The following is a 19,599-nucleotide window of genomic DNA, read 5'->3' as shown; positions in this document are numbered from 1 at the left end:
CTCACGGGGGTTAAGACAGGCCGGGGCGGGCTTTAGGGCAACGGCACGGTAAGGGGTTTTCACAACTTCAGGTTGTATACCGAAATTTTCGGCGCGATTTCTGGCATGTGCCTATTTTTTGTGCGGAAGCTGGATGCGGCAGTGCAGCATATGCGGGGAAGAAAAGCGAGGATGTGCCCTCCACAAACGAGTCGTTATTGCGTATCTTGGCGCAAAAGAAGGCAGGAACATCATGAGCCGATCAGGAAGTGGAGGTCGTCCGCCCCGCAAAAGCCAACGTGGGCTTGTGGCAGACCGCCGGACACAGAGCACAACCAAACGCACAAGAACGCAATCATCGGCGAAACCCAAACGCAATGCCCGCCGCCAGACACGGTCGCGCGCCCGCAGGCCCGGGATTTTGGGTTGGTTCGGGGCGCTGTTCCGGTTTGTGTTGCGCCTGATCTTCGGCATTGTTTGGCGTGTTACTGCTGTGGTCGCCCTGATCATTCTGGGCGCGTCGGCCTACTATTATACACTTCTGCCCGATGTGGGTGAGGTGGTCGATGCCCGCGCGCGGGGCTCGGTGACGATGCTGGATCGCGACGGCAATGTCTTTGCCTGGCGCGGTGAGCAATTTGGCGGGATGATCGACCCCGATACAGTGAGCCCGCATCTGACCAATGCCGTGGTCGCCACCGAAGACCGGCGTTTCTATCGCCATTTGGGCGTCAGCCCACGTGGCATCGCGAGCGCCATTCGGATCAATATGCGCGAGGGTCGCGGGCCGCTTGAAGGCCATGGCGGATCGACGATCACGCAACAGGTGGCCAAGCTCATGTGTCTCGGCGTGGCCTATGACCCGTCGGAATGGGAGAGTGAGGCGGAGTACGAGACCGACTGTCGCCGCACGACACTCTGGCGCAAGATCACTGAAGTGCCCTTCGCGCTGGCGATGGAGTTCCGCTACACCAAGGATGAAATCCTGGCGATCTATTTCAACCGGGCCTATCTGGGCGCCGGTGCGCGGGGCTTCGAAGCGGCATCACAGCGCTATTTCGGTCATTCCAGCGCTGATCTGGCACCGCAGGAAGCCGCGATGCTGGCCGGGCTGCTGGTGGCGCCGTCCTATTATGCGCCGACCCGCAATCTGGAGCGGGCGCAGCGCCGGGCCAATCTGGTCATGAACCTGATGGAAGAGCAGGGATATCTGACCTCTGCCGAGGCGGATCAGGCGCGCGCCAACCCGGCCACACTATCAGCTGCGGCGCGGCAGGAAACCGGCGGGTTCTTCGCCGATTGGATCATGGGGGCCGGGCCGGGCTTCCTGACCAATGACACAACCGAAGATGTGATCATCCGCACCACCTTCGATCCGGCAATGCAAGATGCCGCGGAGGCGGCACTGGTCGACGTCTTCGAAAACCAGGTGCGAGAGGGCTCCACCGCGCAGGCCGCGATTGTGGTGATGTCGGCCGATGGCGCGGTACGTGCCATGGTTGGTGGCCGCGAAACCCAGGTTGCCGGACAGTTCAACCGCGCGGTGCAAGCGATGCGGCAGACCGGCAGTTCGTTCAAACCGTTTGTCTATGCGGCGGCGCTGGATCTGGGCTGGCGGTTTGATGATCTGATTTATGACGGACCGTTGACGATTGACGTGCCCGGATCGGGCCCTTGGAGCCCGGAAAACTACTCCCGTGAGTTTTATGGTGAGGTGACCTTGACCGACGCATTGCGCGCCTCGTTGAACACGGCGGCGGTGCGTTTGTCTGAGACTGTCGGGCGTGAGGCAACGGTTGCCGTTGCCGAGGGGTTCGGCATTGAGAGCGATCTGGCGCTTGGCCCAGCCATTGCTTTGGGCGCGTCGGAGGCCAGCCTGATCGAAATGACCGGAGCCTATGCCGGGATTTTGAACGGCGGGTCCGCCGTGGCGCCCTATGGGCTGACCGAACTCAGGTTCCTTGGCGACGACACGCCGCTCATTGGACAAGAGGGCGGTATTCAGGAGCGGGTGATCTCGGAAGGGGCCGCGCGGCAGCTCACCTATATGATGGCGCAGGCTGTGGCCAGCGGTACGGGGCAGCGGGCGCAACTGCCTGGTCGGCCCGTGGCGGGAAAAACCGGCACGACCAATTCGGCCCGAGATGCGTGGTTTATCGGTTTTACCGCCGATTATGTGGCCGGTGTCTGGATGGGGTATGATGACAACACGCCGCTATCCGGTGTGACTGGCGGCGGCTTGCCGGCTGAGCTTTGGCGGCAGACGATGGAGCGCATCCACACCGATATTCCACCGCGCCCCTTGCCCATGATCGACCCGGTGGCCGAAGCCCGCCCCGCGCCACAGCCGCAGGCGCAACAGCAAGCGCCTCGTACGCAAGGCCGTCAGCCGGATTTGGCCGAGCAGATTTTGATGGAGGTCCTGGGCGGGATCTTGGGGCAGAACAACTAGGCCTGCCCCATGAACCCTGGTCTTTAGCCGACGGTGCGCAGATGGGCGATGAGCGCATCCAGATCGCCGCCGCGCCGGTCGAGCATGCCGCCAACCTCGGCACGTTCTGTGGTCATCAAGTTCACGCCCTCGATGATCAGGTTGAAGAACCGGTCCTGGCCCGAGCGGTCCGAAACCAGCCAGCGCAGCTCGAACGGGCTTTCATTGCGGAGTCGTACTGTCGAGATGATCTCGAAATAACGGTTCACCTGGCGGCCATCGGTCACCACAACTTGCCCGCCGATGAACTCACGAAAGCGGCGGCCATATTTGCGCGCGATATATCCTTGGAAGGCTTCGGTGAAGGCCCGCATCTGGGCCCGTGATGCGCTTCGAGCGGGCGGCCCCAAGACCGACTGAGCGATGATCGGCACATCGGCATACCGGGCCAGAATCCGCTCAAACTCGCGGAGCATGGCAGCTTCAGACTGGCCGGAATTGATCACCTGGAATATCTCGGCGACGAGACGGTCGACAAGCGCGCGCGCCTCCACCGTATTGAGTGCGAGTGCCATATGCGGCGCGGTGATAGCGGCCAATCCGGCGCTGAAACCGGCGACACCAAATTGGCGCCGACTCATCTTCATGCCCGCGTTATTGGCCGTTTGGTTCGAAAAAGAGATCGTCATAAGGGTCCTCGTAAGGGTCGAAATACTCCGGCTCGGCATCGCCTCTCAGCTCAAATCGCCGGTTCTGCAAATAGAGCAGCCGGGCCTGGGCATAGCTGTCTTCGCTTTCATATAGGATGCTATCAATGGTTCCGCCAAAGCGATGCCGGTCACCAAAGCGTGACGTCACGTTGATGCCACGCACCGTATTGGCCGCGTCAGGCTCCAACCCTCTGAGCGGGTTGAGGGCAATATCGACCACCCGACCGACCGTGTCGCGCGAGGTCGACGGTCCAAAGATGGGTAACTCGACATAAGAGCCTTCCGGTACGCCCCAAACATGGAGTGTTTCGCCGAAATCGGTCTCGCGCTCGTCGAGGCCCATGGCGCTGGCGGGGTCGAAAATCCCCAAAATGCCGATCGTTGAATTGATCACAAAGCGCGAGGTGTTGTGGATCGCGTCAGCGAGGCGAAGCTGCAAAACATCGTTCACCACATAACTGGGGTGACTCAGATTCGAGGACATCCGTCCGATCCCGACCAAAACCGGGTCTGGGACTGCTGTGCCGAGCGATGAAGCGGCTGGCCGGACCAGAGCCCGGTCGACATCGCGGTTAAACTCGTGCACCGCGCGGTTTTGTGCCTCATACGGATCATCAATCGTGGCGCCTGACGGCAAGGTAGCGGGGCCACAGGCCGACAGGGTTGCAAGAAGAAGGAGGGCGGGCCAGACAGGGGCGCGCAGTTCGGAAAAGAGCGGCAATTGACGACCTATATAGGTTTCATGTACCCAACACGATCTCGTGCCGGTAGGGTTTGAAAAAGGTTTTGATCCTGCGATCGGCGATATTGAGCGTTTTAGAGGATGTGCGTGACCATAGAGTCAAGTCTATGGACTGCGAAGAGCGACGAAGCGACACGTAATCGGAGTATTATATGGCTGCCGCGAAATCCTTGCCCGGGCAAACTGACATAGATGAACTGGCGCAACAGCGGCGGGCCAATTCCGGTCTGTTGTGGTCGATTCTCTTGTTCAGCATGTTCACCAACCTGTTGATGCTGACCGGGCCGCTTTACATGCTTCAGGTCTATGATCGCGTGCTTGGGAGCCGATCGGAAGAGACATTGCTCGCCTTGTCGCTTCTGGTGACTTTTCTGTTCGTGATGATGGGCGTGTTGGATTACGTGCGCGGTCGGGTCGCGGCGCGGGTTGGTGCCCGGCTGCAGGATGGTCTCGACTCCCGAGTGTTTGGCGCGGCTTTGACCCGTGCGCGCCGCGAGGGCGGGCCGCAAACCGGGTTGCAAGATCTAGAGGCGGTGCAACGCCTGCTCTCGACGCCCGCGTTTTTGGCGATCTTCGATATCCCTTGGACGCCGATCTTCCTGGCTGCGATCTTCATTTTCCATCCATGGCTTGGTTGGCTCGCGCTGGCGGGCGGCGCGCTCTTGATTGTGATCACCTTGATCAACCAAGCGACAACGCGCGCGCCGCTCAAAGCATCTGGGCAAGCGACGATGCGTGCCGACCGGATGGCTGGTCAATTACAGTCCGAGGCGGAACTGATCCGCAGTTTGGGGATGCAAGGTGCCGCGTTCCGCCGGTGGCGGGGGCAGCGGGAGACCGCGCTTGGTGAGTCGATCCGGTCGAGTGATCGGGTTGGCGGGTTCACAACGCTGACCAAGACGCTGCGGCTGTTCCTGCAATCCGCGATGTTGGGCTTGGGGGCGTATCTGGTGTTGCAGGCCGAGTTGACTGCGGGCGCGATGATCGCGGGATCGATCCTGCTTGGCCGGGCCCTCGCACCAATCGAATTGGCCATCGGCCAATGGGCCATGATCCAGCGCGCCCGGGAAGGCTGGGCCAATCTGCGCACGCTGTTGGCTGACACACCACCCGAACCGCAGCGTTTGCCGCTGCCGCGGCCAGAGGCGCGGCTCGATGTGCATCAGTTGGCGGTTGTGCCACCGGGGGAGAGCCAAGCAACACTCCGGATGGTGAGTTTCCGGGTCGAGCCAGGCCAAGCGGTCGGTGTCATCGGCCAATCGGGCGCCGGAAAATCGACCTTGGCCAAGGCGCTAACCGGGGTCTGGAGCCCGGCGGCAGGGCAAATCCGCCTCGATGGTGCCACGTTGGACCAATATGATCCGGATGTTCTTGGCTCCTTGGTCGGGTATCTGCCCCAAACGGTGACGCTCTTCGACGGAACGATTGCCGAAAACATTGCGCGGCTGTCGGCGAACCCTGATCCTGACGCTGTTGTGGCCGCCGCACGGAAAGCGGCAGCGCATGACCTCATTTTGAATCAGCCCAAAGGCTATGACACCCAGGTGACAGCGGTCGGCTCACGTCTCTCCGGTGGACAGATTCAGCGGATTGGACTTGCGCGGGCGCTTCATGGTGACCCGGTGCTCCTCGTTTTGGACGAGCCGAACTCAAATCTCGACAACGACGGGAGTGAAGCGTTGAACCAAGCCATTCGCGAGATGAAATCCGATGGTCGGTCGGTTTTGATCATGGCGCATCGCCCGGCGGCGATCCGCGAATGCGACATGTTGTTGGTGTTGGATGGCGGGATGCCGAAGGCCTTCGGGCCGCGAGATGAGGTGTTGAAGAAAACGGTGCAGAACCACGCACAAATCGCTGCGGGCGGCACCGCCGGAGGAGTGAGCTGATGGCAGAGACGTCGCACCCCGCTTGGTCCGTTCGCGCCCCGATGATTTTGGGCCTTCTGTCGCTTGTGGTCTTGGTCGGCGGGTTTGGCACATGGGCGGTGACGTCGAATATCGCTGGCGCGATCATCGCGTCAGGGCAGATTGAGGTGGATCAGAACCGCCAAGCCATTCAACATCCCGAAGGCGGGGTGGTCGCTGAATTGGCGGTTGATGAAGGTCAACAGGTCGAAGAGGGTGAGATCCTACTACGCCTCGACGCCTCCGATATCGCGTCGAGCTATGCGGTGGTGCGTGGTCAGTTGAACGAGGTGCGGGCCCGCCGCGCCCGCCTTGAGGCGGAGCGGGACGGCCTATCGGAGCTGCAGTTCGGCACCGACCTGCAGCAGACAGCCCTCAACGATCCGGAACTGGCCGATATTCTGAGCGGACAGTTGAACCTTTTCGCGGCACGGCGCGATACGCTGGACCGCGAGATTGATCAATTGACCCGCCGCACAGAGCAGATCGCCAGCCAAATTGACGGCATGATCGCGCAGCGAACTGCACTGGAGCGGCAGCAGGGCCTCGTGGGCGAGGAACTGATCGCGCAACAAGACCTTCTGGAGCGCGGGCTGGCACAGGCCGCTCGCGTGCTGACTTTGCAGCGGGAGGAAGCCAATCTGCTCGGCAGTCTCGGCGAGATCGATGCGAGCGCTGCTCAGGCGGAGGGGCGTATCACAGAGATCGAGTTGTCGATTCTCCAGTTGGAAACACAGCGCCGCGAAGAGGCGATTGCCGAGTTGCGCGAGGTGCGCGTGCAAGAAGAAGAGCTTGCCGAACGGGCCCGCGCCTTGGCCCGGCAGCTTGATCAGATGGATTTGCGCGCGCCGGTGGCGGGTATCGTTTACGGAATGACGGTCTTTGGACCGCGCTCGGTTGTGCGTCCCGCGGACCCCGTGCTGTTTCTGGTGCCTCAGGACCGTCCATTGGTGATTTCTGCCCGGGTTGAGGCAATCCACGTGGATCAAGTCTTTGTCGGTCAAGAGGTGCTCTTGCGCTTCCCGGCCTTCGATATGCAGACCACGCCAGATCTCTATGGGTTGGTCACCCGTGTCTCGGCCGATGCCTTTGTGGATGAAGCCACAGGCGCGAGTTTCTACGAGACACAGATTGTGCTGGATGACGGTCAAATCGAGCTTCTCGGCGATGTCACGCTCTTGCCCGGCATGCCCGTGGAGGCGTTTATCCGCACGGATGATCGCACCCCGATCGCCTATTTGTTGCGCCCATTGACTGACTATTTCAACCGCGCCTTCCGCGAAAGCTGATCGGGGTCTTTCCACTGCCTCCACAGGTCGGTAGCGTGCGCGCGAATATGTCCTACAGGAGAGAGTCGATGAGCAATGGGTTCGAAGCAAAACTGGCGGAACTGGGTGTGACCTTGCCCGACGCCCCTGAACCTGCGGCCAATTATGTGCCGTTTGTGGTCGTCGGTGATCTCGCCTTTGTATCGGGTCAGATTTCGATGAATGAAGATGGGTTGATCACTGGGAAAGTTGGGGTAGACCTCACCACCGAAGAGGGCGCGGCAGCGGCGAAAACCTGTGCGATCAGCCTCTTGGCGCAGGCCAAAGCCGCCTGCGGTGGAGATTTGGAGCGCTTGGTGCGGGTTGTGAAACTGACCGGCTTCGTCAATTCCGGCCCAGATTACACTGAGCAGCCAAAAGTGGTGAACGGTGCCTCTGATTTCCTCGTCGAAGCCCTCGGTGATGCGGGTCGGCACAGCCGCTCGGCGGTGAGCGCTGGCGCCTTGCCGCTTGGCGTGGCGGTGGAGATCGAAGGGATCTTTCAGATCAAGCCATGAGCCTGCCTGCTGTCTTCCTTGGGCCGCCGCTGGCCCATCGGGCGCTGCATGATGCGGCCCAAGGTGTGCCGGAAAACAGCGCCGAGGCCGTGCGCCGCGCGGTCGCGCGGGGGTATGGCATCGAGATTGATGTCCAGCCCTCCGCCGACGGCGTGGCGATGGTGTTTCATGATGAGACACTAGATCGACTTACCGAAACAACAGGGCCAATTCGGGACCGGACGGTAGCTGAGTTGGCCGATCTCCGCTTGGTTGGCAGCGATGCGGGCGCACCGACGCTCACCGAAGTTTTGGGCATCGTCGCAGGCCGCGTGCCGCTTTTGGTTGAGATCAAGGACCAGTCGGGCGGCGTCGGAGCATCCGATGATGACACGTTGGAACGGGCGGTCGTCTCGGCCCTTGCCGGATATGACGGGCCGGTGGCTTTGATGTCCTTCAATCCTTATATGGTTGCGCGTGTGGCCGAGCTTGCGCCGGACCTGCCGCGCGGTCTGGTCACGTCTGGCTATCGGTCGGAGGATTGGCCGGGGATGCCGCCGGAAGTCGCGACGCATCTTCGTGAGATTCGCGATTTCGACCGAGTCGGTGCACAGTTCATCAGCCATGATCGAACTGATCTGCACAGCCCACATGTGGCGGCTCTAAAGGCACGGGATGTTCCGGTTCTGTGTTGGACGATCCGCTCCGCCGAGGCGGAGGCTCAAGCGCGTAAGATTGCCGACAACGTGACATTCGAAGGCTATCTGCCGCCGCTTGACGCGGTGTGATCCGGCCCCACTTGTTGAGCGTGCATCCCCAAAGGTGGCCTCATGCGCGATGACGTGCAAATCGAAGTAACCGCATTGGACAGCCTGCGCGGGGTCGACCCCGGCGCGTGGGATGCGTGCGCTTGCCCGGAAGCCGCCGATGGCGGCGCGCCATTTGACCCGTTCACGACCTATCGGTTTCTCTCCGCTTTGGAAGAGAGTGGATCGGTGGGGCCAGGCTCAGGTTGGCAGCCGCGGTATTTGCTTGTCCGCGCCGGTGACGAGGTGATCGCCGTCGCGCCGCTCTACGCCAAGGGGCATAGCCAGGGCGAGTATATCTTCGATCACAATTGGGCCCATGCGTATGAGCGGGCAGGCGGGCAGTATTACCCAAAGCTACAGCTTGCGGTGCCGTTCACGCCGGCGACCGGGCGGCGGTTTTTGACCAAGCCGGGATGGGAGGGGATCGGACGGTCGGCCTTGCTGCAAGCGGCGGTGCAAATCGCGGCAGAAAATCAGTTGAGTTCCGTCCACATCACTTTCTGCACCGACGAAGAGGCCGCTGCCGGGGCAGAGATGGGGCTCTTGCATCGCGTCAGCCAGCAATTCCATTGGACCAATCCGGGCTATGCGGATTTTGACGGGTTCCTGGCCGGGCTCAGCTCCCGCAAGCGGAAAAACATCCGCAAAGAGCGCGAGACAGCACAAGGATTTGGCGGCGAGATTGTCTCGCTGAGCGGCGATCAGCTTCAGCCGGAGCATTGGGATGCGTTTTGGGAGTTTTATCAGGACACCGGGGCCCGGAAATGGGGGCAACCCTATCTGAGCCGGGCGTTTTTCGACATCGCGCAAGAAACACTGCGCGATGATATGTTGTTGGTCCTGGCGATGCGAGACGGTGTGCCGGTCGCCGGGGCGCTGAATTTCATCGGGCGGGACGTACTCTATGGCCGCTATTGGGGCTGTGTCGAACACCATGCCTGCCTGCATTTTGAACTGTGCTACTATCAGGCGATCGAGGCGGCGATTGCCCGTGGGTTGAGCCGGGTCGAGGCCGGTGCTCAAGGGCAACATAAACTCGCGCGGGGCTATATGCCGGTGACGACTCATTCATTGCATTGGGTCGCAGATGAGGGGTTTAGGCGCGCGATCGAAGCCTATTTGGACGCGGAACGCGCGGCGGTAGATGAAGAGATAGAGGTGCTGACGGCGTATGGCCCATTCAAAACGGCCCATGTGGAGGAACAGGAATGATCAAACCGGAGAAGTTGAGCCAGGAGCAGCGTGAGACCGCCTTGCCAGAGTTGACCGGCCATGGCTGGCAGATGGTCGAGGGGCGGGACGCGATTTCGAAACGCTTCGAGTTTGCCGATTTCAACGAGGCGTTTGGCTGGATGACCCGCGTGGCGATGATCGCGGAACATATGAACCATCATCCGGAATGGTCGAATGTCTATAAAACCGTCGACGTGACGCTGAGGACCCATGATGTGGGCGGCTTGAGCGCGCTGGACATCGCCATGGCGACGAAGATGGATCGGTTGGCGGGCTAGCGGAGCCGGAAAACACACGTTTTCCTTCAAGGAAAACGGGACGTGCAACACCACCGGTGCTGCCCGCCCCAAATCGTCTTAGATTTCAGCCAGCATGGCTTCGCCGCCGGATGCCTCGCACACGCCGGGGTTTTCTTCGGCATGCAGCACTTTGACGACACCGTCTTCGACATACATCGCATAGCGCTTCGAGCGTTTGCTGAAGCCCACGGGCGGCGCGTCAAAATCCATGCCGATCGCAGTGGTCAACTCGCTGGCGGAATCGCCTAGGAGGGTGAGCCCCGCGCTGGTCGCACCGGTGCTTTCGCCCCAAGCTTCCATCACAAACGGATCATTGACCGACACGCAGATGATCTCCTCGACGCCTTTGGCGTCGAACTGATCTTTGGTGCGGATGAAGCTGGGCACATGGGCCATGGTGCAGGTGCCGGTGAAGGCACCAGGAAGGCCAAAGAGGATCACTTTGCGCCCGGCCAGCTTGTCGGAGAGCGACACGGCCTCTGGCCCGTTTTCCCCAATCCGAAGCAGGTTTGCCTCTGGTAGTTTGTCGCCAACGGAAATTGTCATGTCGCGGTCTCCCTCGCTTGTACTGTTCGCTCCCCCGCATATAGGGTGCGGCAGGTTTTGTGCCAGATGTAAAACGGGGAAACGGGCATGTCGCATATCGTCGTTGTCGGGGCCGGGCAGGCCGGCGCCGCCTTGGCGGCGAAGCTGCGGAGCGAAGGGTTTGGCGGGCAGATTACGCTTATTGGTGAGGAGCATGTGCCGCCCTATCAACGCCCGCCGCTCTCCAAGGCGTATCTGATGGGAGAGATGGCGCTCGAACGGCTCTATCTCAGGCCTGAGAGCTACTATGCCGAGAACGGGATTGATCTGCATCTCGACGAAACGGTGAACGCGATTGACCGGGCCGATAAGGTTGTGATCGCGGGCGGGCATCAGAGCAAATACGATCAACTCGCGCTGACGACCGGGTCGGTGCCACGGCGGCTGCCGGGGTCGATTGGCGGCGAGCTCAGGGGTGTTCATGTGGTGCGCACGCTGGCCGATGTCGATGCGATGGCGCCCGAGGCTTTGGAGGGCCGGCGGGTGCTGATCGTCGGCGGCGGCTATATCGGGCTTGAGGCAGCGGCGGTTTGCGCAAAACGGGGCATGCAGGTCACGCTGATCGAGATGGCGGACCGGATTTTGCAGCGGGTCGCCTGCCCGGAGACGTCGGCGTATTTCGGGGATCTGCACCGGAGCCGTGGCGTCGATATTCGCGAGGGTATCGGGTTGGCGCGGCTGACTGGCGAGAGCCATGTCACCGGTGCCGCTCTCTCCGATGGCGCAGAGTTGCCCTTCGACATGGTCATCGTCGGGATCGGGATCAGCCCGGCGACCAGCCTGGCCGAAGCGGCAGGGTTGGAGATCGACAACGGGATCAAAGTGGATGCTCTGGGTCAGACCTCGGACCCGTCCATTTGGTCTGCAGGCGATTGCGCCTCGTTCCCATTTCGGGGCAATCGCATCCGCCTCGAAAGTGTCCAGAACGCGATTGATCAGGCGGAACTCGTGGCGCGCAACATGATGGGCGCGGGGGAGGCGTATGATCCGCATCCCTGGTTCTGGTCAGATCAGTATGACGTGAAGCTGCAAATCGCAGGGCTGAACACCGGCTATGATCGGGTTGTTGTGCGGGGCGCAGCGCCCTCGGTGTCGCATTGGTATTACGCGGGTGAGAGATTGCTCGCCGTGGACGCGATGAATGACCCCCGCGCCTACATGGTTGGTAAGCGTTTGCTGGAGGCGGGAAAATCGCCAGCGGCGGACGTGATCGCGGATACCGAGACCGATCTGAAAACCCTGCTCCGCGCATGAGGATCATCGCGGGGGCGCATCGCGGGAAACGGCTGGCCTCGGTTGGCAAAGGGGATGCAGGCGCGCATCTCAGGCCGACCTCGGACCGGGTGCGGGAGAGCCTGTTCAACTTGCTGCTGAATGGCGGCTATGGTGACCCGATCACAGATGCGCGGGTTTTGGACCTGTTCGCAGGTACGGGAGCCTTAGGGTTAGAGGCATTGTCGCGCGGAGCCTCGCATGTGACATTCGTCGATGACGGCACGAAAGCGCGGGCGTTGCTCCGAGAAAATATCGGGCTCTGCGCGGCCCAGGGCGTGACAAAGGTGTTTCGCCGCGATGCCACCCGGCTTGGGGAGGCGCAGGGCAAGCCTTTCGATTTGGTCTTTCTCGACCCGCCCTATGGAAAGGGCCTGGGCGAGAAGGCGCTGGCCTCTGCGCAAAGCGGCGGTTGGTTGGCACCGGACGCGCTGATCATCTGGGAAGAAAACACCCCCCCGGTTCTGCCGGAAGGGTGTGACTTGCTTGATCAGCGGCGCTACGGCGATACGCTGATCACTTTGGCACGGGCTATTGGCTAAGCCCGGTTGATCCGCTGTCCATTTCGGCCTCCATCAGCCGCCGGACATCAGCGACCAAGGCGGCTCCATCGAGGCCTTTCCCATCGGCCTCTTCGATCCAGGCGGCTGTGACGGTCTCACCCAAAGCACTGATCTGTGCGGTCACGTCTTCCGACATCTCGGCGATCTCGTTGCCTGCCGCCGCCATCGCGTCGCGTCCGCGCAGATCACCTTCGTCATGCGCACGACCTGCCCAAGCCGACGCCATCAGTCCGGAATTGGCGTCGATCACCGCGCGCAGATCGTCTGGCAGCCCCTCATAGACTTCCCGGTTCATCGCCCAGATGAAATAGAGGTTATACATCGAGCGGTCACCGGCGACATCGGTATGGCTGCTGGTCAACTCGTCGAGCCGGAGGGAGGGGGCCATCTCCCAGGTGATCACGCCGCCATCAACCACGCCGCGTGACAGCGCTTCGGGGAAAGCGGGCACAGGCATACCGACAGGCGTCGCGCCAAGCTGTTCCAAGAGAAGCGTTGCGGGACGTGAGGGGCCGCGCAGCGAGATGCCATTGAAGTCGTCAACTTCGTCAATCGCATCCCCGCTCAGATGCACGATGCCGGGCCCGTGCATATGGGCGGCGATCACATGCACATCGGCAAAGTCATCCATCAGATGCTCTTGCGTGAAATGCCAGGCCGCACGGCTCGCCGCCTCGGCGTTTTTTGGCGTCATGAAGGGCAGTTCCAACGCTTCGGCTTCGGGGAAACGCCCAGGTTGATAGCCCGGGATCACCCACCCGCCGTCGATTGCGCCGTCGCGGATCAGGTCATATTGGCTCTGCGCCGAGCCACCGAGCTGCATAAACGGGTAAAGCTCGACCTGGATGCGGCCCTCGGATTGTTCCTCAATCGCTTCAGCCCAAGGCTGCATAAACCCGACGGGATTGGCCGAGAGCGGCGAGACGAAATGCTGAAACCTGAGGGTTACCTCTTGGGCTGACAGCGCTGAGGCTGCGGTAAGGGTGGTGGCGGCAAGTGCTAGGGACTTAACGAACGACATGTCGCGCCCTCCTTTTGATAGAGTCCTGACGCGCCGATTGCTTTCACAGCGGCTCGAGATAGGTAAGCTCTATCAATGATATTGCAACTCATTCGCAAGAGCGAATGGTCGCACCCGCGCCTTGTGAACCCCAACGCAATATGGGACAGTCTGAAAAAATCGAGCGTTTCACATAACCTAACAGGCCCCAGCACTGCCATGCAGGACCCCGAGAGACTTCTGTCTTCCGTCTTCGGCTTTGAAAGCTTCCGCCCCGGGCAGGAAGAGATCGTGAAGGCCGTCGCAGCCGGGCGAAACACCCTGGCCATCATGCCGACCGGCGGCGGGAAATCCCTTTGTTTCCAGCTCCCCGCGCTCATGCAAGATGGCGTGACCGTGGTCATCTCGCCGTTGATTGCCCTGATGCGAGATCAGGTGCGAGCTTTGCGGGCGGTTGGTGTTGAGGCGGGCGCGCTGACCTCTGGCAACACGCCGGATGAAACCGATGCCGTATGGGATGGGTTGGAAGCGGGCACGCTGAAGCTGCTTTATATCGCGCCAGAGCGGCTGGCGGCATCGGGCACCGAGCGGATGCTGAAACGCGTCGGCGTTGCGATGATCGCGGTGGACGAGGCGCATTGTGTCAGCCAATGGGGCCATGATTTTCGCCCCGATTATCTGCGCATCGGCGCTTTGCGGAAATTGCTCAATGTTCCGCTGGCGGCTTTCACCGCGACGGCGGATGCCGAGACACGCGCCGAGATCGTCGAGCGGTTGTTTGATGGTACTGTGCCGGACACCTTCCTGCGCGGTTTTGACAGGCCCAATCTCGCGCTGGCCTTTGAGGTCAAGAACAACCCGCGCCGTCAAATCCTCAGCTTCGCCGCGGCCCGGAAAGGACAATCTGGGATCGTCTATTGCGGTACCCGCGCGAAGACCGAGACGCTTGCCAAAGCGCTCCGCGAGGAAGGGCATGCAGCTTGCCATTATCATGCCGGGATGGAGGCCGAGGACCGCCGCATCGTCGAGACGCGATTTTCGCGCGAAGACGGGTTGATCGTGGTCGCCACAATCGCTTTCGGCATGGGCGTGGATAAGCCAGACATTCGGTGGGTCGCCCATGCGGATTTGCCGAAATCCATCGAAGGCTACTATCAGGAAATCGGTCGCGCGGGGCGCGATGGGGCACCGGCCGATACGCTCACGCTGTTTGGCCCGGATGATATCCGGTTTCGTCGTCAACAGATCGATGAGGGTCTCGCGCCTTCGGAACGGAAATCGGCGGATCATGGGCGGTTGAACGCGCTTTTGGGGCTGGCCGAGGCGCTCGGGTGTCGCCGTCAGGTCTTGCTCGGGTATTTTGGCGAAGATGCGGACCCTTGTGGCAATTGCGATCTCTGTGCGACGCCGCCGGACACCTTCGATGGCACGCAACCGGTGCGCAAAGCGCTGTCTGCGATTCTGCGCACTGGCGAGCATTTCGGTGCAGGCCATCTGATCGACATTCTGATGGGCCATGAGACAGATAAGATCCGTCAACGCGGGCACGATGAACTGCCCACATTCGGCGTCGGGACCGAGTTTGACAAACGCGGCTGGCAGGCGGTTTTTCGGCAGATGGCGGCGCATGATTTGGTGCGGCCCGACCCGGAGCGGTTTGGCGCGCTGCGGATGACGCAAGCCGCGCGCCCGATTTTGAAAGACGAAGCGTCGATCACGCTGCGAAAAGACAGTATCGCCAAAGCGCCGCGCCGCCCTGCCGTCAAGACGCTGGTGAGCGAAGAAGATGCGCCGCTGCTCTCGGCGCTGAAGGCCAAACGCCGCGCCTTGGCAGAGGAGGCGCGCGTGCCGGCCTATGTGGTGTTCACCGACCGCACCTTGATCGAGATGGCCGAGACCCGACCGCAGACGCTGGACGACATGGCCCGGATCAGCGGTGTGGGCGCGAAGAAGCTGGAGAGTTTTGGCGCGGCCTTTCTGGCCGTCATAACCGGCGAGACACCCGCACCAGCGCATCCGGCGCGGCGGAAATTGGCGGGTCGGGAGGCCGGTGCGCTCTATGACCAGCTTTTGGCCGTGCAGACGGATCTCACCCGCGGACCGGAGGGGGCCGATAAGCCGATGAGCTGTTCCTCATCACAATTGGCAAAGGTGGCGGAGGTCAGGCCAGACGACCTCAGTGCGCTCACACGCCTTTTGGGCGACCGTCATGCGGAGCGATTTGGCGCGGCCTTTCTGGAGGTGTTGCGAGAGGCGAGCTAGACGCCCAGAACGAAGGCACTGGCGAAGAAGACCGTGCCCAGAAGAGGTTGATCAATCGCCAAATAGAGAACGAAACTTGGCTCAAGGAACCAAGGAGAATAGTCGGTCACCATGACGCCCTCGCGGTAGACAAAACTTGGGTGACTTTGACACATCTCCCCCTAGATTTCACCATGGCTCTGATAAATAGGACACGCTTATGCTCACTGTGATTTCTCCCGCCAAACGCCTGGATTGGAATGCGCGCGATGTCGAGGTGACGACACCGGTGTTCCAATCCGATGCCGATCATTTGGCAAGCGTGGCGCGCGAGTTGAGCGTGCCGGACCTGCGCAAGCTCATGGCGATTTCCGAAGATCTGGGCAGGCTGAACCATGAGCGGTTTCAACGTTTCGCTGAGGAGAAAGACGACACGCGTCCTGCGGCACTCGCTTTCGCGGGTGATACCTATGCCGGGCTTGAGGCGGGGAGCCTGGATGCGGAAGATTTGCGTTTCGCGCAAGATCGGCTGCGCATTCTTTCGGGTCTTTATGGCTTGCTTCGCCCGCTGGATGCGATCCAGGCCTATCGTTTGGAGATGGGTAGCCGGTTGAAGACCGAAAAAGGGCCGTCGCTTTATGCCTATTGGGGGGATCGTTTGGCGCAGGCTTTAAACGACGAAGCGGAGATGTTGGGTGCGGACACGCTGATCAACTGCGCCTCGGTCGAGTATTTTTCTGCCGTGGACCCGAAAGCGCTGAAACTGCCCGTGATCACGCCAAACTTCCTTGAAGATCGCCCTGGTGGCCCGAAAATCGTCAGTTTCTTTGCGAAAAAGGCGCGGGGCGCGATGGCGCGGTTCATCATCGAAAACCGGCTCACCACGCCCAATCATCTGAGCGATTTCAGCCTCGGTGGCTATCGCTATGCGGCCGATCTTAGCACACCGGAGAAACCGGCCTTTCTGCGCGCCGAGGCTGTTGCCGCCTGATGGCGTTAATGGTCGGGATGCGACTTGGCAAAAGCCTCTTTCTGCTCTGGCGTGGCGTCGGTTTGATAGGCCGCCTTCCACTCGGCATAAGGCATGCCATAGACCACTTCGCGCGCGGCCTCTTTGTCGATCTCAAGACCCTTTTCGGCGGCGGCTTCGCCATACCAGCGGCTCAAACAATTTCGGCAGAAGCCTGAGAGGTTCATCAGGTCGATATTCTGCACATCCTTGCGTTCATCGAGATGTTGCAGAAGGCGGCGGAAGGTGGCGGCCTCTAATTCGATCCGGGTTTGGTCATCCATCATGCATCCTCCATTTGATCTCATACCTGTGCAATGCGCAGTGCGGCGTCAAGAAGCGGGGCCAGGCGACGGCCCCAAGCTGCTTGATCGACCTCTGTTTCAATCAGGTCGTTGCGCACTTCGATCAACACATGCGGCCGGTGCGGGCCCACGCCATGGCGATCCATGCTGTCGCCCGGCAAATGCCCGGAATAAGGTTCATTATCGCCGACGCAGAGGTCTGGCTCGGCGTTCAACCGTGCCACCAAAGGTAACGCCAAGCGCGTGTCACCCGCATAAAGCACGCCCACGTGCCAGGGGCGCGGCGGGCGACCGACAAATTGTTTGGTGAAGGAGTGCACCGCCAAGACGACCGGGTCCGGGCGGGCTTGGATAAGCCGGTCGAGTGCGGTGTGATAAGGCCGGTGGAGGCGGTTTAGCCGACGTTCGACCTCAGCCGTATCGGCGTGGCGATTGGCCGGGATGATTGTGCCGTCATAGATTTTCATCAAGAGCGTGGGATCATCCTCGCCCCGGTTCGGGTCGATCACAAGGCGCGAAAAATCCGACGCGATCATCGGTGCGTCCAAGGCCTCCGCCAAGACCCGCGCCACCCCAAGCGCCCCAACATCATAGGCGATATGGCGGTTCATATCCGCTTCTGGCAGCCCCAAATCGCCCCCATTCACCTCGGGTGGAATGCGATTTGACGCATGATCGCAGGTGATCACCCACCGGCCTGGTCGGGCCTCCCCCTCGATGTGAAATGGCGCGGTCATCTCGCTATCAGTCTTGCTTGTTGAGCTATCTGTCTGCGTTGGCCGTGCGGTGTGGCGGCTCTGTCGCAGAATGCCGACCCTGATGTGGTTTCGTCCGAGGGTCAACCCGCCCGTGATCGCGAGAGAGTGATGTGGCTCTGATTGCCTAACCCATCGCATTGGTTTGCGCGGCTGCCCATCTGCCCCATACAGTGATGGGAGGGTCATGAATGCGGCAGATGGATGGGTCTACAACGGAATTCAACGTCCTTGCTTCGGCAGAGGGTGCGCTGCGGTTCGGATCAAAGCCACCGCTCTCAGGCAGGGCGAAATGAATGCCCGGATCGGCTTTGGCGGCGGCTGTCACTGGTGTACCGAAGCGGTGTTTCAAGCTCTGCGCGGTGTCGCGGATGTTCGGCAGGGGTTCATTGCGTCACTGGCACCGGATGACGGGTTTTCCGAAGCCGTTATCGTCACGTTTGACACCGCTGCTCTTTCTCTTGAGACGCTGATATCGGCTCATTTGATCACCCATGCCAGTGAGGCCGATCACAAAATGCGGGGAAAATACCGCAGCGCGATCTACACATTCGACCCAGATCAGTCGGCGCAGGCCGAAGCGATCTTGGCGCGCCTCGCCGCAGGCACAGGCGCGGCATTTGTCACCCGTGTGCTGCCCCATCGCGACTTCAAAGAATCCGACACGCGGTTCCACAATTATTACCAACGCGATCCGACGCGCCCATTCTGCCAGACCTATATCGACCCAAAGCTTGCCAAGCTCCGTCGCGTGATGGCGGCGGCGATGAAAGAACAATCGTGATCAGTCTTTCGATGCTTCTCCTTCTCATTATGACGGCCTTGCTGGCTATTCCTTGTTGAGCAAGACGATCAGGAGGGATGCGGCACATCCTTTGGTGAAACGCATTTGACATCGGTGCATCGCTCAAAGCACCGGCGGCTTGCCGGAGCGTTTTTCAGGTCCAGGCAGTGCCTGTTTCATAACAAATCGATAAGCTCGTCTCTCCGAGGTATCGGGGATATCGCGCCATATCCGCTCACTGTTTGGGCCGCCACGAGTGCGGCGCGCCGGGCGGCTACTTCCGCGCTGCCGGTTTCGAGGAAATAGGCGAGGAACGCGCCCGCAAAACTGTCACCCGCCCCCGTAGAATCGACCGGTGACGAGGAGCCGGGCGCGATGCAGATAGGGCCGCCACCTTCCTCCAAGATCGCACCAGAGGCGCCGCGTTTCAGGAGGACGATCTTTGCCCCCTGCGCCTGGAAATACGCGATTAATGCCTCCGGATCTTGCAGCCCCGTCAAAAGCTCGGCTTCGTCATCGCTGGGCATGACAATATCGGCAAGCGGCAAGAAGGCGTCGATTGCCGCGCGGGCGTCATCGAGAGACCAGAGGTTCAATCGAAGGTTTGTGTCATAAGAAACAAGCGTGTCATGTGCGCGGGCAATCTCGGCAGCGCGGGTTACGGCGGCGCGCATGCTCGGGCTGATCGCCTGGCTCAGCGCGGTGACATGTAAGATCTTCGCCTCGGCTATCGCAGCTTCGGGAAGATCATCAGGTCCATAAAGGCTCGCGGCTGACCCGCGGCGGGCGTACCAAAACTCCCGCCCGGAGGCGTGTGGCCGCACGAAGTAGACACCCGTTGGCGCGTCTGGCCGGGTGATTACATGGCGGTCATCAATCCCTTCATCCGCCCATAGCTTGCGCAGGCCCCGGCCAAACGGATCATCGCCGACCGCACTCAAATACCCGACAGACGCGCCTTGGCGCGCAGCGGCGACGAGCGCATTCGATGTGTCACCCCCAAACCCCTGCCGGTAAAGCGGTGACGCATCTTCGTCGGAGGGTTGCGCAACAAATTCGGCAAGGGGTTCGCCGAGCGCAAGAATGTCTACAGGCACCTAAGTCTCCTCCGGCTTTGTGTTTTGCCTTTGGGGCCGAACACATTACGTTAAGCTGTTGAATGACGTCACTG

19 protein-coding genes are annotated in these 19,599 nt (G+C 61.0%); 12 read left to right on the top strand and 7 right to left on the bottom strand.

Features of this window, described 5'->3' with window-relative positions:
• The first annotated feature begins 232 nt into the window (after nt 1–232).
• Nucleotides 233–2,431: a transglycosylase domain-containing protein gene (locus tag GTF44_RS15915; RefSeq protein ID WP_171560052.1), complete on the top strand. Its 2,199-nt coding sequence runs from the start codon at nt 233–235 to the stop codon at nt 2,429–2,431.
• Nucleotides 2,432–2,454: 23 nt separating this feature from the next.
• On the opposite strand, the gene GTF44_RS15910 is transcribed toward GTF44_RS15915, so the two are convergent.
• Together GTF44_RS15910 and GTF44_RS15905 are read right to left on the bottom strand one after the other, a co-directional pair.
• Entirely contained in the window at nt 2,455–3,057 is a 603-nt protein-coding gene (locus GTF44_RS15910) for a phospholipid-binding protein MlaC (RefSeq protein ID WP_171560539.1), read from the bottom strand.
• Between the two features lie 7 nt (nt 3,058–3,064).
• A complete protein-coding gene (locus GTF44_RS15905) occupies nt 3,065–3,841 on the bottom strand; it encodes a VacJ family lipoprotein (RefSeq protein WP_216365050.1) in 777 nt (258 codons plus the stop codon).
• A gap of 173 nt (nt 3,842–4,014) precedes the next feature.
• Here GTF44_RS15905 and GTF44_RS15900 point away from each other — a divergent pair, with 173 nt between their 5' ends.
• The 6 genes from GTF44_RS15900 to GTF44_RS15875 all read left to right on the top strand — a co-directional run bounded on the left by GTF44_RS15900 (nt 4,015) and on the right by GTF44_RS15875 (nt 9,893).
• The gene (locus tag GTF44_RS15900) at nt 4,015–5,751 is read left to right on the top strand and encodes a type I secretion system permease/ATPase (protein WP_171560053.1); all 1,737 of its coding nucleotides are present in this window, start codon (nt 4,015–4,017) and stop codon (nt 5,749–5,751) included.
• Entirely contained in the window at nt 5,751–7,058 is a 1,308-nt protein-coding gene (locus GTF44_RS15895) for an HlyD family type I secretion periplasmic adaptor subunit (protein WP_171560055.1), read from the top strand. Before GTF44_RS15900 ends, GTF44_RS15895 begins: the two co-directional genes overlap by 1 nt.
• A 68-nt stretch (nt 7,059–7,126) precedes the next feature.
• Nucleotides 7,127–7,594, top strand: coding sequence for a RidA family protein (locus tag GTF44_RS15890; RefSeq protein ID WP_171560056.1), 468 nt, complete (start codon nt 7,127–7,129; stop codon nt 7,592–7,594).
• The gene (locus GTF44_RS15885; protein ID WP_171560058.1) at nt 7,591–8,361 is read left to right on the top strand and encodes a glycerophosphodiester phosphodiesterase family protein; all 771 of its coding nucleotides are present in this window, start codon (nt 7,591–7,593) and stop codon (nt 8,359–8,361) included. Before GTF44_RS15890 ends, GTF44_RS15885 begins: the two co-directional genes overlap by 4 nt.
• 42 nt (nt 8,362–8,403) lie before the next feature.
• Nucleotides 8,404–9,594 carry a GNAT family N-acetyltransferase gene (locus GTF44_RS15880; protein ID WP_171560060.1) on the top strand — a complete coding sequence of 397 codons (1,191 nt, stop codon included), beginning with the start codon at nt 8,404–8,406 and terminating at the stop codon, nt 9,592–9,594.
• Nucleotides 9,591–9,893, top strand: coding sequence for a 4a-hydroxytetrahydrobiopterin dehydratase (locus tag GTF44_RS15875; protein ID WP_171560061.1), 303 nt, complete (start codon nt 9,591–9,593; stop codon nt 9,891–9,893). Before GTF44_RS15880 ends, GTF44_RS15875 begins: the two co-directional genes overlap by 4 nt.
• Nucleotides 9,894–9,971: 78 nt before the next feature.
• On the opposite strand, the gene GTF44_RS15870 is transcribed toward GTF44_RS15875, so the two are convergent.
• Nucleotides 9,972–10,460 (bottom strand): peroxiredoxin, encoded by a 489-nt coding sequence (locus tag GTF44_RS15870; protein ID WP_171560063.1) that lies wholly within the window; start codon nt 10,458–10,460, stop codon nt 9,972–9,974.
• Between the two features lie 87 nt (nt 10,461–10,547).
• On the opposite strand from GTF44_RS15870, the gene GTF44_RS15865 reads away from it, so the two are divergent.
• Together GTF44_RS15865 and rsmD are read left to right on the top strand one after the other, a co-directional pair.
• Nucleotides 10,548–11,753 carry an NAD(P)/FAD-dependent oxidoreductase gene (locus GTF44_RS15865; RefSeq protein WP_171560065.1) on the top strand — a complete coding sequence of 402 codons (1,206 nt, stop codon included), beginning with the start codon at nt 10,548–10,550 and terminating at the stop codon, nt 11,751–11,753.
• Nucleotides 11,750–12,313, top strand: a complete 564-nt coding sequence (gene rsmD, locus GTF44_RS15860) for a 16S rRNA (guanine(966)-N(2))-methyltransferase RsmD (RefSeq protein WP_171560067.1) — start codon at nt 11,750–11,752, stop codon at nt 12,311–12,313. Before GTF44_RS15865 ends, rsmD begins: the two co-directional genes overlap by 4 nt.
• Here rsmD and GTF44_RS15855 read toward each other — a convergent pair.
• Nucleotides 12,303–13,355 (bottom strand): TRAP transporter substrate-binding protein, encoded by a 1,053-nt coding sequence (locus tag GTF44_RS15855; protein WP_171560068.1) that lies wholly within the window; start codon nt 13,353–13,355, stop codon nt 12,303–12,305. The two genes, rsmD and GTF44_RS15855, sit on opposite strands and share 11 nt — an antisense overlap.
• Before the next feature lie 198 nt (nt 13,356–13,553).
• Here GTF44_RS15855 and recQ point away from each other — a divergent pair, with 198 nt between their 5' ends.
• The gene (gene recQ / locus GTF44_RS15850) at nt 13,554–15,596 is read left to right on the top strand and encodes a DNA helicase RecQ (protein ID WP_171560070.1); all 2,043 of its coding nucleotides are present in this window, start codon (nt 13,554–13,556) and stop codon (nt 15,594–15,596) included.
• A gap of 199 nt (nt 15,597–15,795) precedes the next feature.
• Complete coding sequence (gene yaaA, locus GTF44_RS15845; RefSeq protein WP_171560072.1) at nt 15,796–16,566, top strand: peroxide stress protein YaaA; 771 nt, start codon at nt 15,796–15,798, stop codon at nt 16,564–16,566.
• A 5-nt stretch (nt 16,567–16,571) separates the two neighbouring features.
• On the opposite strand, the gene GTF44_RS15840 is transcribed toward yaaA, so the two are convergent.
• Together GTF44_RS15840 and GTF44_RS15835 are read right to left on the bottom strand one after the other, a co-directional pair.
• Nucleotides 16,572–16,868: a DUF1244 domain-containing protein gene (locus GTF44_RS15840; protein ID WP_171560545.1), complete on the bottom strand. Its 297-nt coding sequence runs from the start codon at nt 16,866–16,868 to the stop codon at nt 16,572–16,574.
• Nucleotides 16,869–16,888: 20 nt separating this feature from the next.
• Nucleotides 16,889–17,626 carry an N-formylglutamate amidohydrolase gene (locus GTF44_RS15835; RefSeq protein WP_171560074.1) on the bottom strand — a complete coding sequence of 246 codons (738 nt, stop codon included), beginning with the start codon at nt 17,624–17,626 and terminating at the stop codon, nt 16,889–16,891.
• Between the two features lie 310 nt (nt 17,627–17,936).
• Between GTF44_RS15835 and GTF44_RS15830 the strand changes: the two genes are divergently transcribed.
• Nucleotides 17,937–18,428 carry a peptide-methionine (S)-S-oxide reductase gene (locus GTF44_RS15830; RefSeq protein WP_171560076.1) on the top strand — a complete coding sequence of 164 codons (492 nt, stop codon included), beginning with the start codon at nt 17,937–17,939 and terminating at the stop codon, nt 18,426–18,428.
• A gap of 176 nt (nt 18,429–18,604) precedes the next feature.
• Here the strand turns inward: GTF44_RS15830 and GTF44_RS15825 are convergent, their stop codons facing one another.
• Nucleotides 18,605–19,525 carry a sugar kinase gene (locus GTF44_RS15825; protein WP_171560077.1) on the bottom strand — a complete coding sequence of 307 codons (921 nt, stop codon included), beginning with the start codon at nt 19,523–19,525 and terminating at the stop codon, nt 18,605–18,607.
• Nucleotides 19,526–19,599 lie beyond the last annotated feature (74 nt).

Origin of the sequence: Roseobacter sp. HKCCD6576-2 (genome assembly GCF_013179285.1) — a bacterium.
In the GTDB taxonomy this organism is placed as follows: Bacteria; Pseudomonadota; Alphaproteobacteria; order Rhodobacterales; family Rhodobacteraceae; genus Rhodophyticola; species Rhodophyticola oceani.
This window is presented reverse-complemented; position numbering and strand designations above follow the sequence as displayed.

Coding starts and splice junctions, on each gene's coding strand:
- GTF44_RS15875 (WP_171560061.1), top strand. CDS start 9,591: ATGATCAAACCGGAGAAGTTGAGCCAGGAGCAGCGTGAGACCGCCTTG.
- rsmD (WP_171560067.1), top strand. CDS start 11,750: ATGAGGATCATCGCGGGGGCGCATCGCGGGAAACGGCTGGCCTCGGTT.
- GTF44_RS15880 (WP_171560060.1), top strand. CDS start 8,404: ATGCGCGATGACGTGCAAATCGAAGTAACCGCATTGGACAGCCTGCGC.
- GTF44_RS15870 (WP_171560063.1), bottom strand. CDS start 10,460: ATGACAATTTCCGTTGGCGACAAACTACCAGAGGCAAACCTGCTTCGG.
- GTF44_RS15865 (WP_171560065.1), top strand. CDS start 10,548: ATGTCGCATATCGTCGTTGTCGGGGCCGGGCAGGCCGGCGCCGCCTTG.
- GTF44_RS15890 (WP_171560056.1), top strand. CDS start 7,127: ATGAGCAATGGGTTCGAAGCAAAACTGGCGGAACTGGGTGTGACCTTG.
- GTF44_RS15915 (WP_171560052.1), top strand. CDS start 233: ATGAGCCGATCAGGAAGTGGAGGTCGTCCGCCCCGCAAAAGCCAACGT.
- GTF44_RS15910 (WP_171560539.1), bottom strand. CDS start 3,057: ATGAAGATGAGTCGGCGCCAATTTGGTGTCGCCGGTTTCAGCGCCGGA.
- yaaA (WP_171560072.1), top strand. CDS start 15,796: ATGCTCACTGTGATTTCTCCCGCCAAACGCCTGGATTGGAATGCGCGC.
- GTF44_RS15900 (WP_171560053.1), top strand. CDS start 4,015: ATGGCTGCCGCGAAATCCTTGCCCGGGCAAACTGACATAGATGAACTG.
- GTF44_RS15830 (WP_171560076.1), top strand. CDS start 17,937: ATGAATGCCCGGATCGGCTTTGGCGGCGGCTGTCACTGGTGTACCGAA.
- recQ (WP_171560070.1), top strand. CDS start 13,554: ATGCAGGACCCCGAGAGACTTCTGTCTTCCGTCTTCGGCTTTGAAAGC.
- GTF44_RS15840 (WP_171560545.1), bottom strand. CDS start 16,868: ATGGATGACCAAACCCGGATCGAATTAGAGGCCGCCACCTTCCGCCGC.
- GTF44_RS15835 (WP_171560074.1), bottom strand. CDS start 17,626: ATGACCGCGCCATTTCACATCGAGGGGGAGGCCCGACCAGGCCGGTGG.
- GTF44_RS15855 (WP_171560068.1), bottom strand. CDS start 13,355: ATGTCGTTCGTTAAGTCCCTAGCACTTGCCGCCACCACCCTTACCGCA.
- GTF44_RS15895 (WP_171560055.1), top strand. CDS start 5,751: ATGGCAGAGACGTCGCACCCCGCTTGGTCCGTTCGCGCCCCGATGATT.
- GTF44_RS15885 (WP_171560058.1), top strand. CDS start 7,591: ATGAGCCTGCCTGCTGTCTTCCTTGGGCCGCCGCTGGCCCATCGGGCG.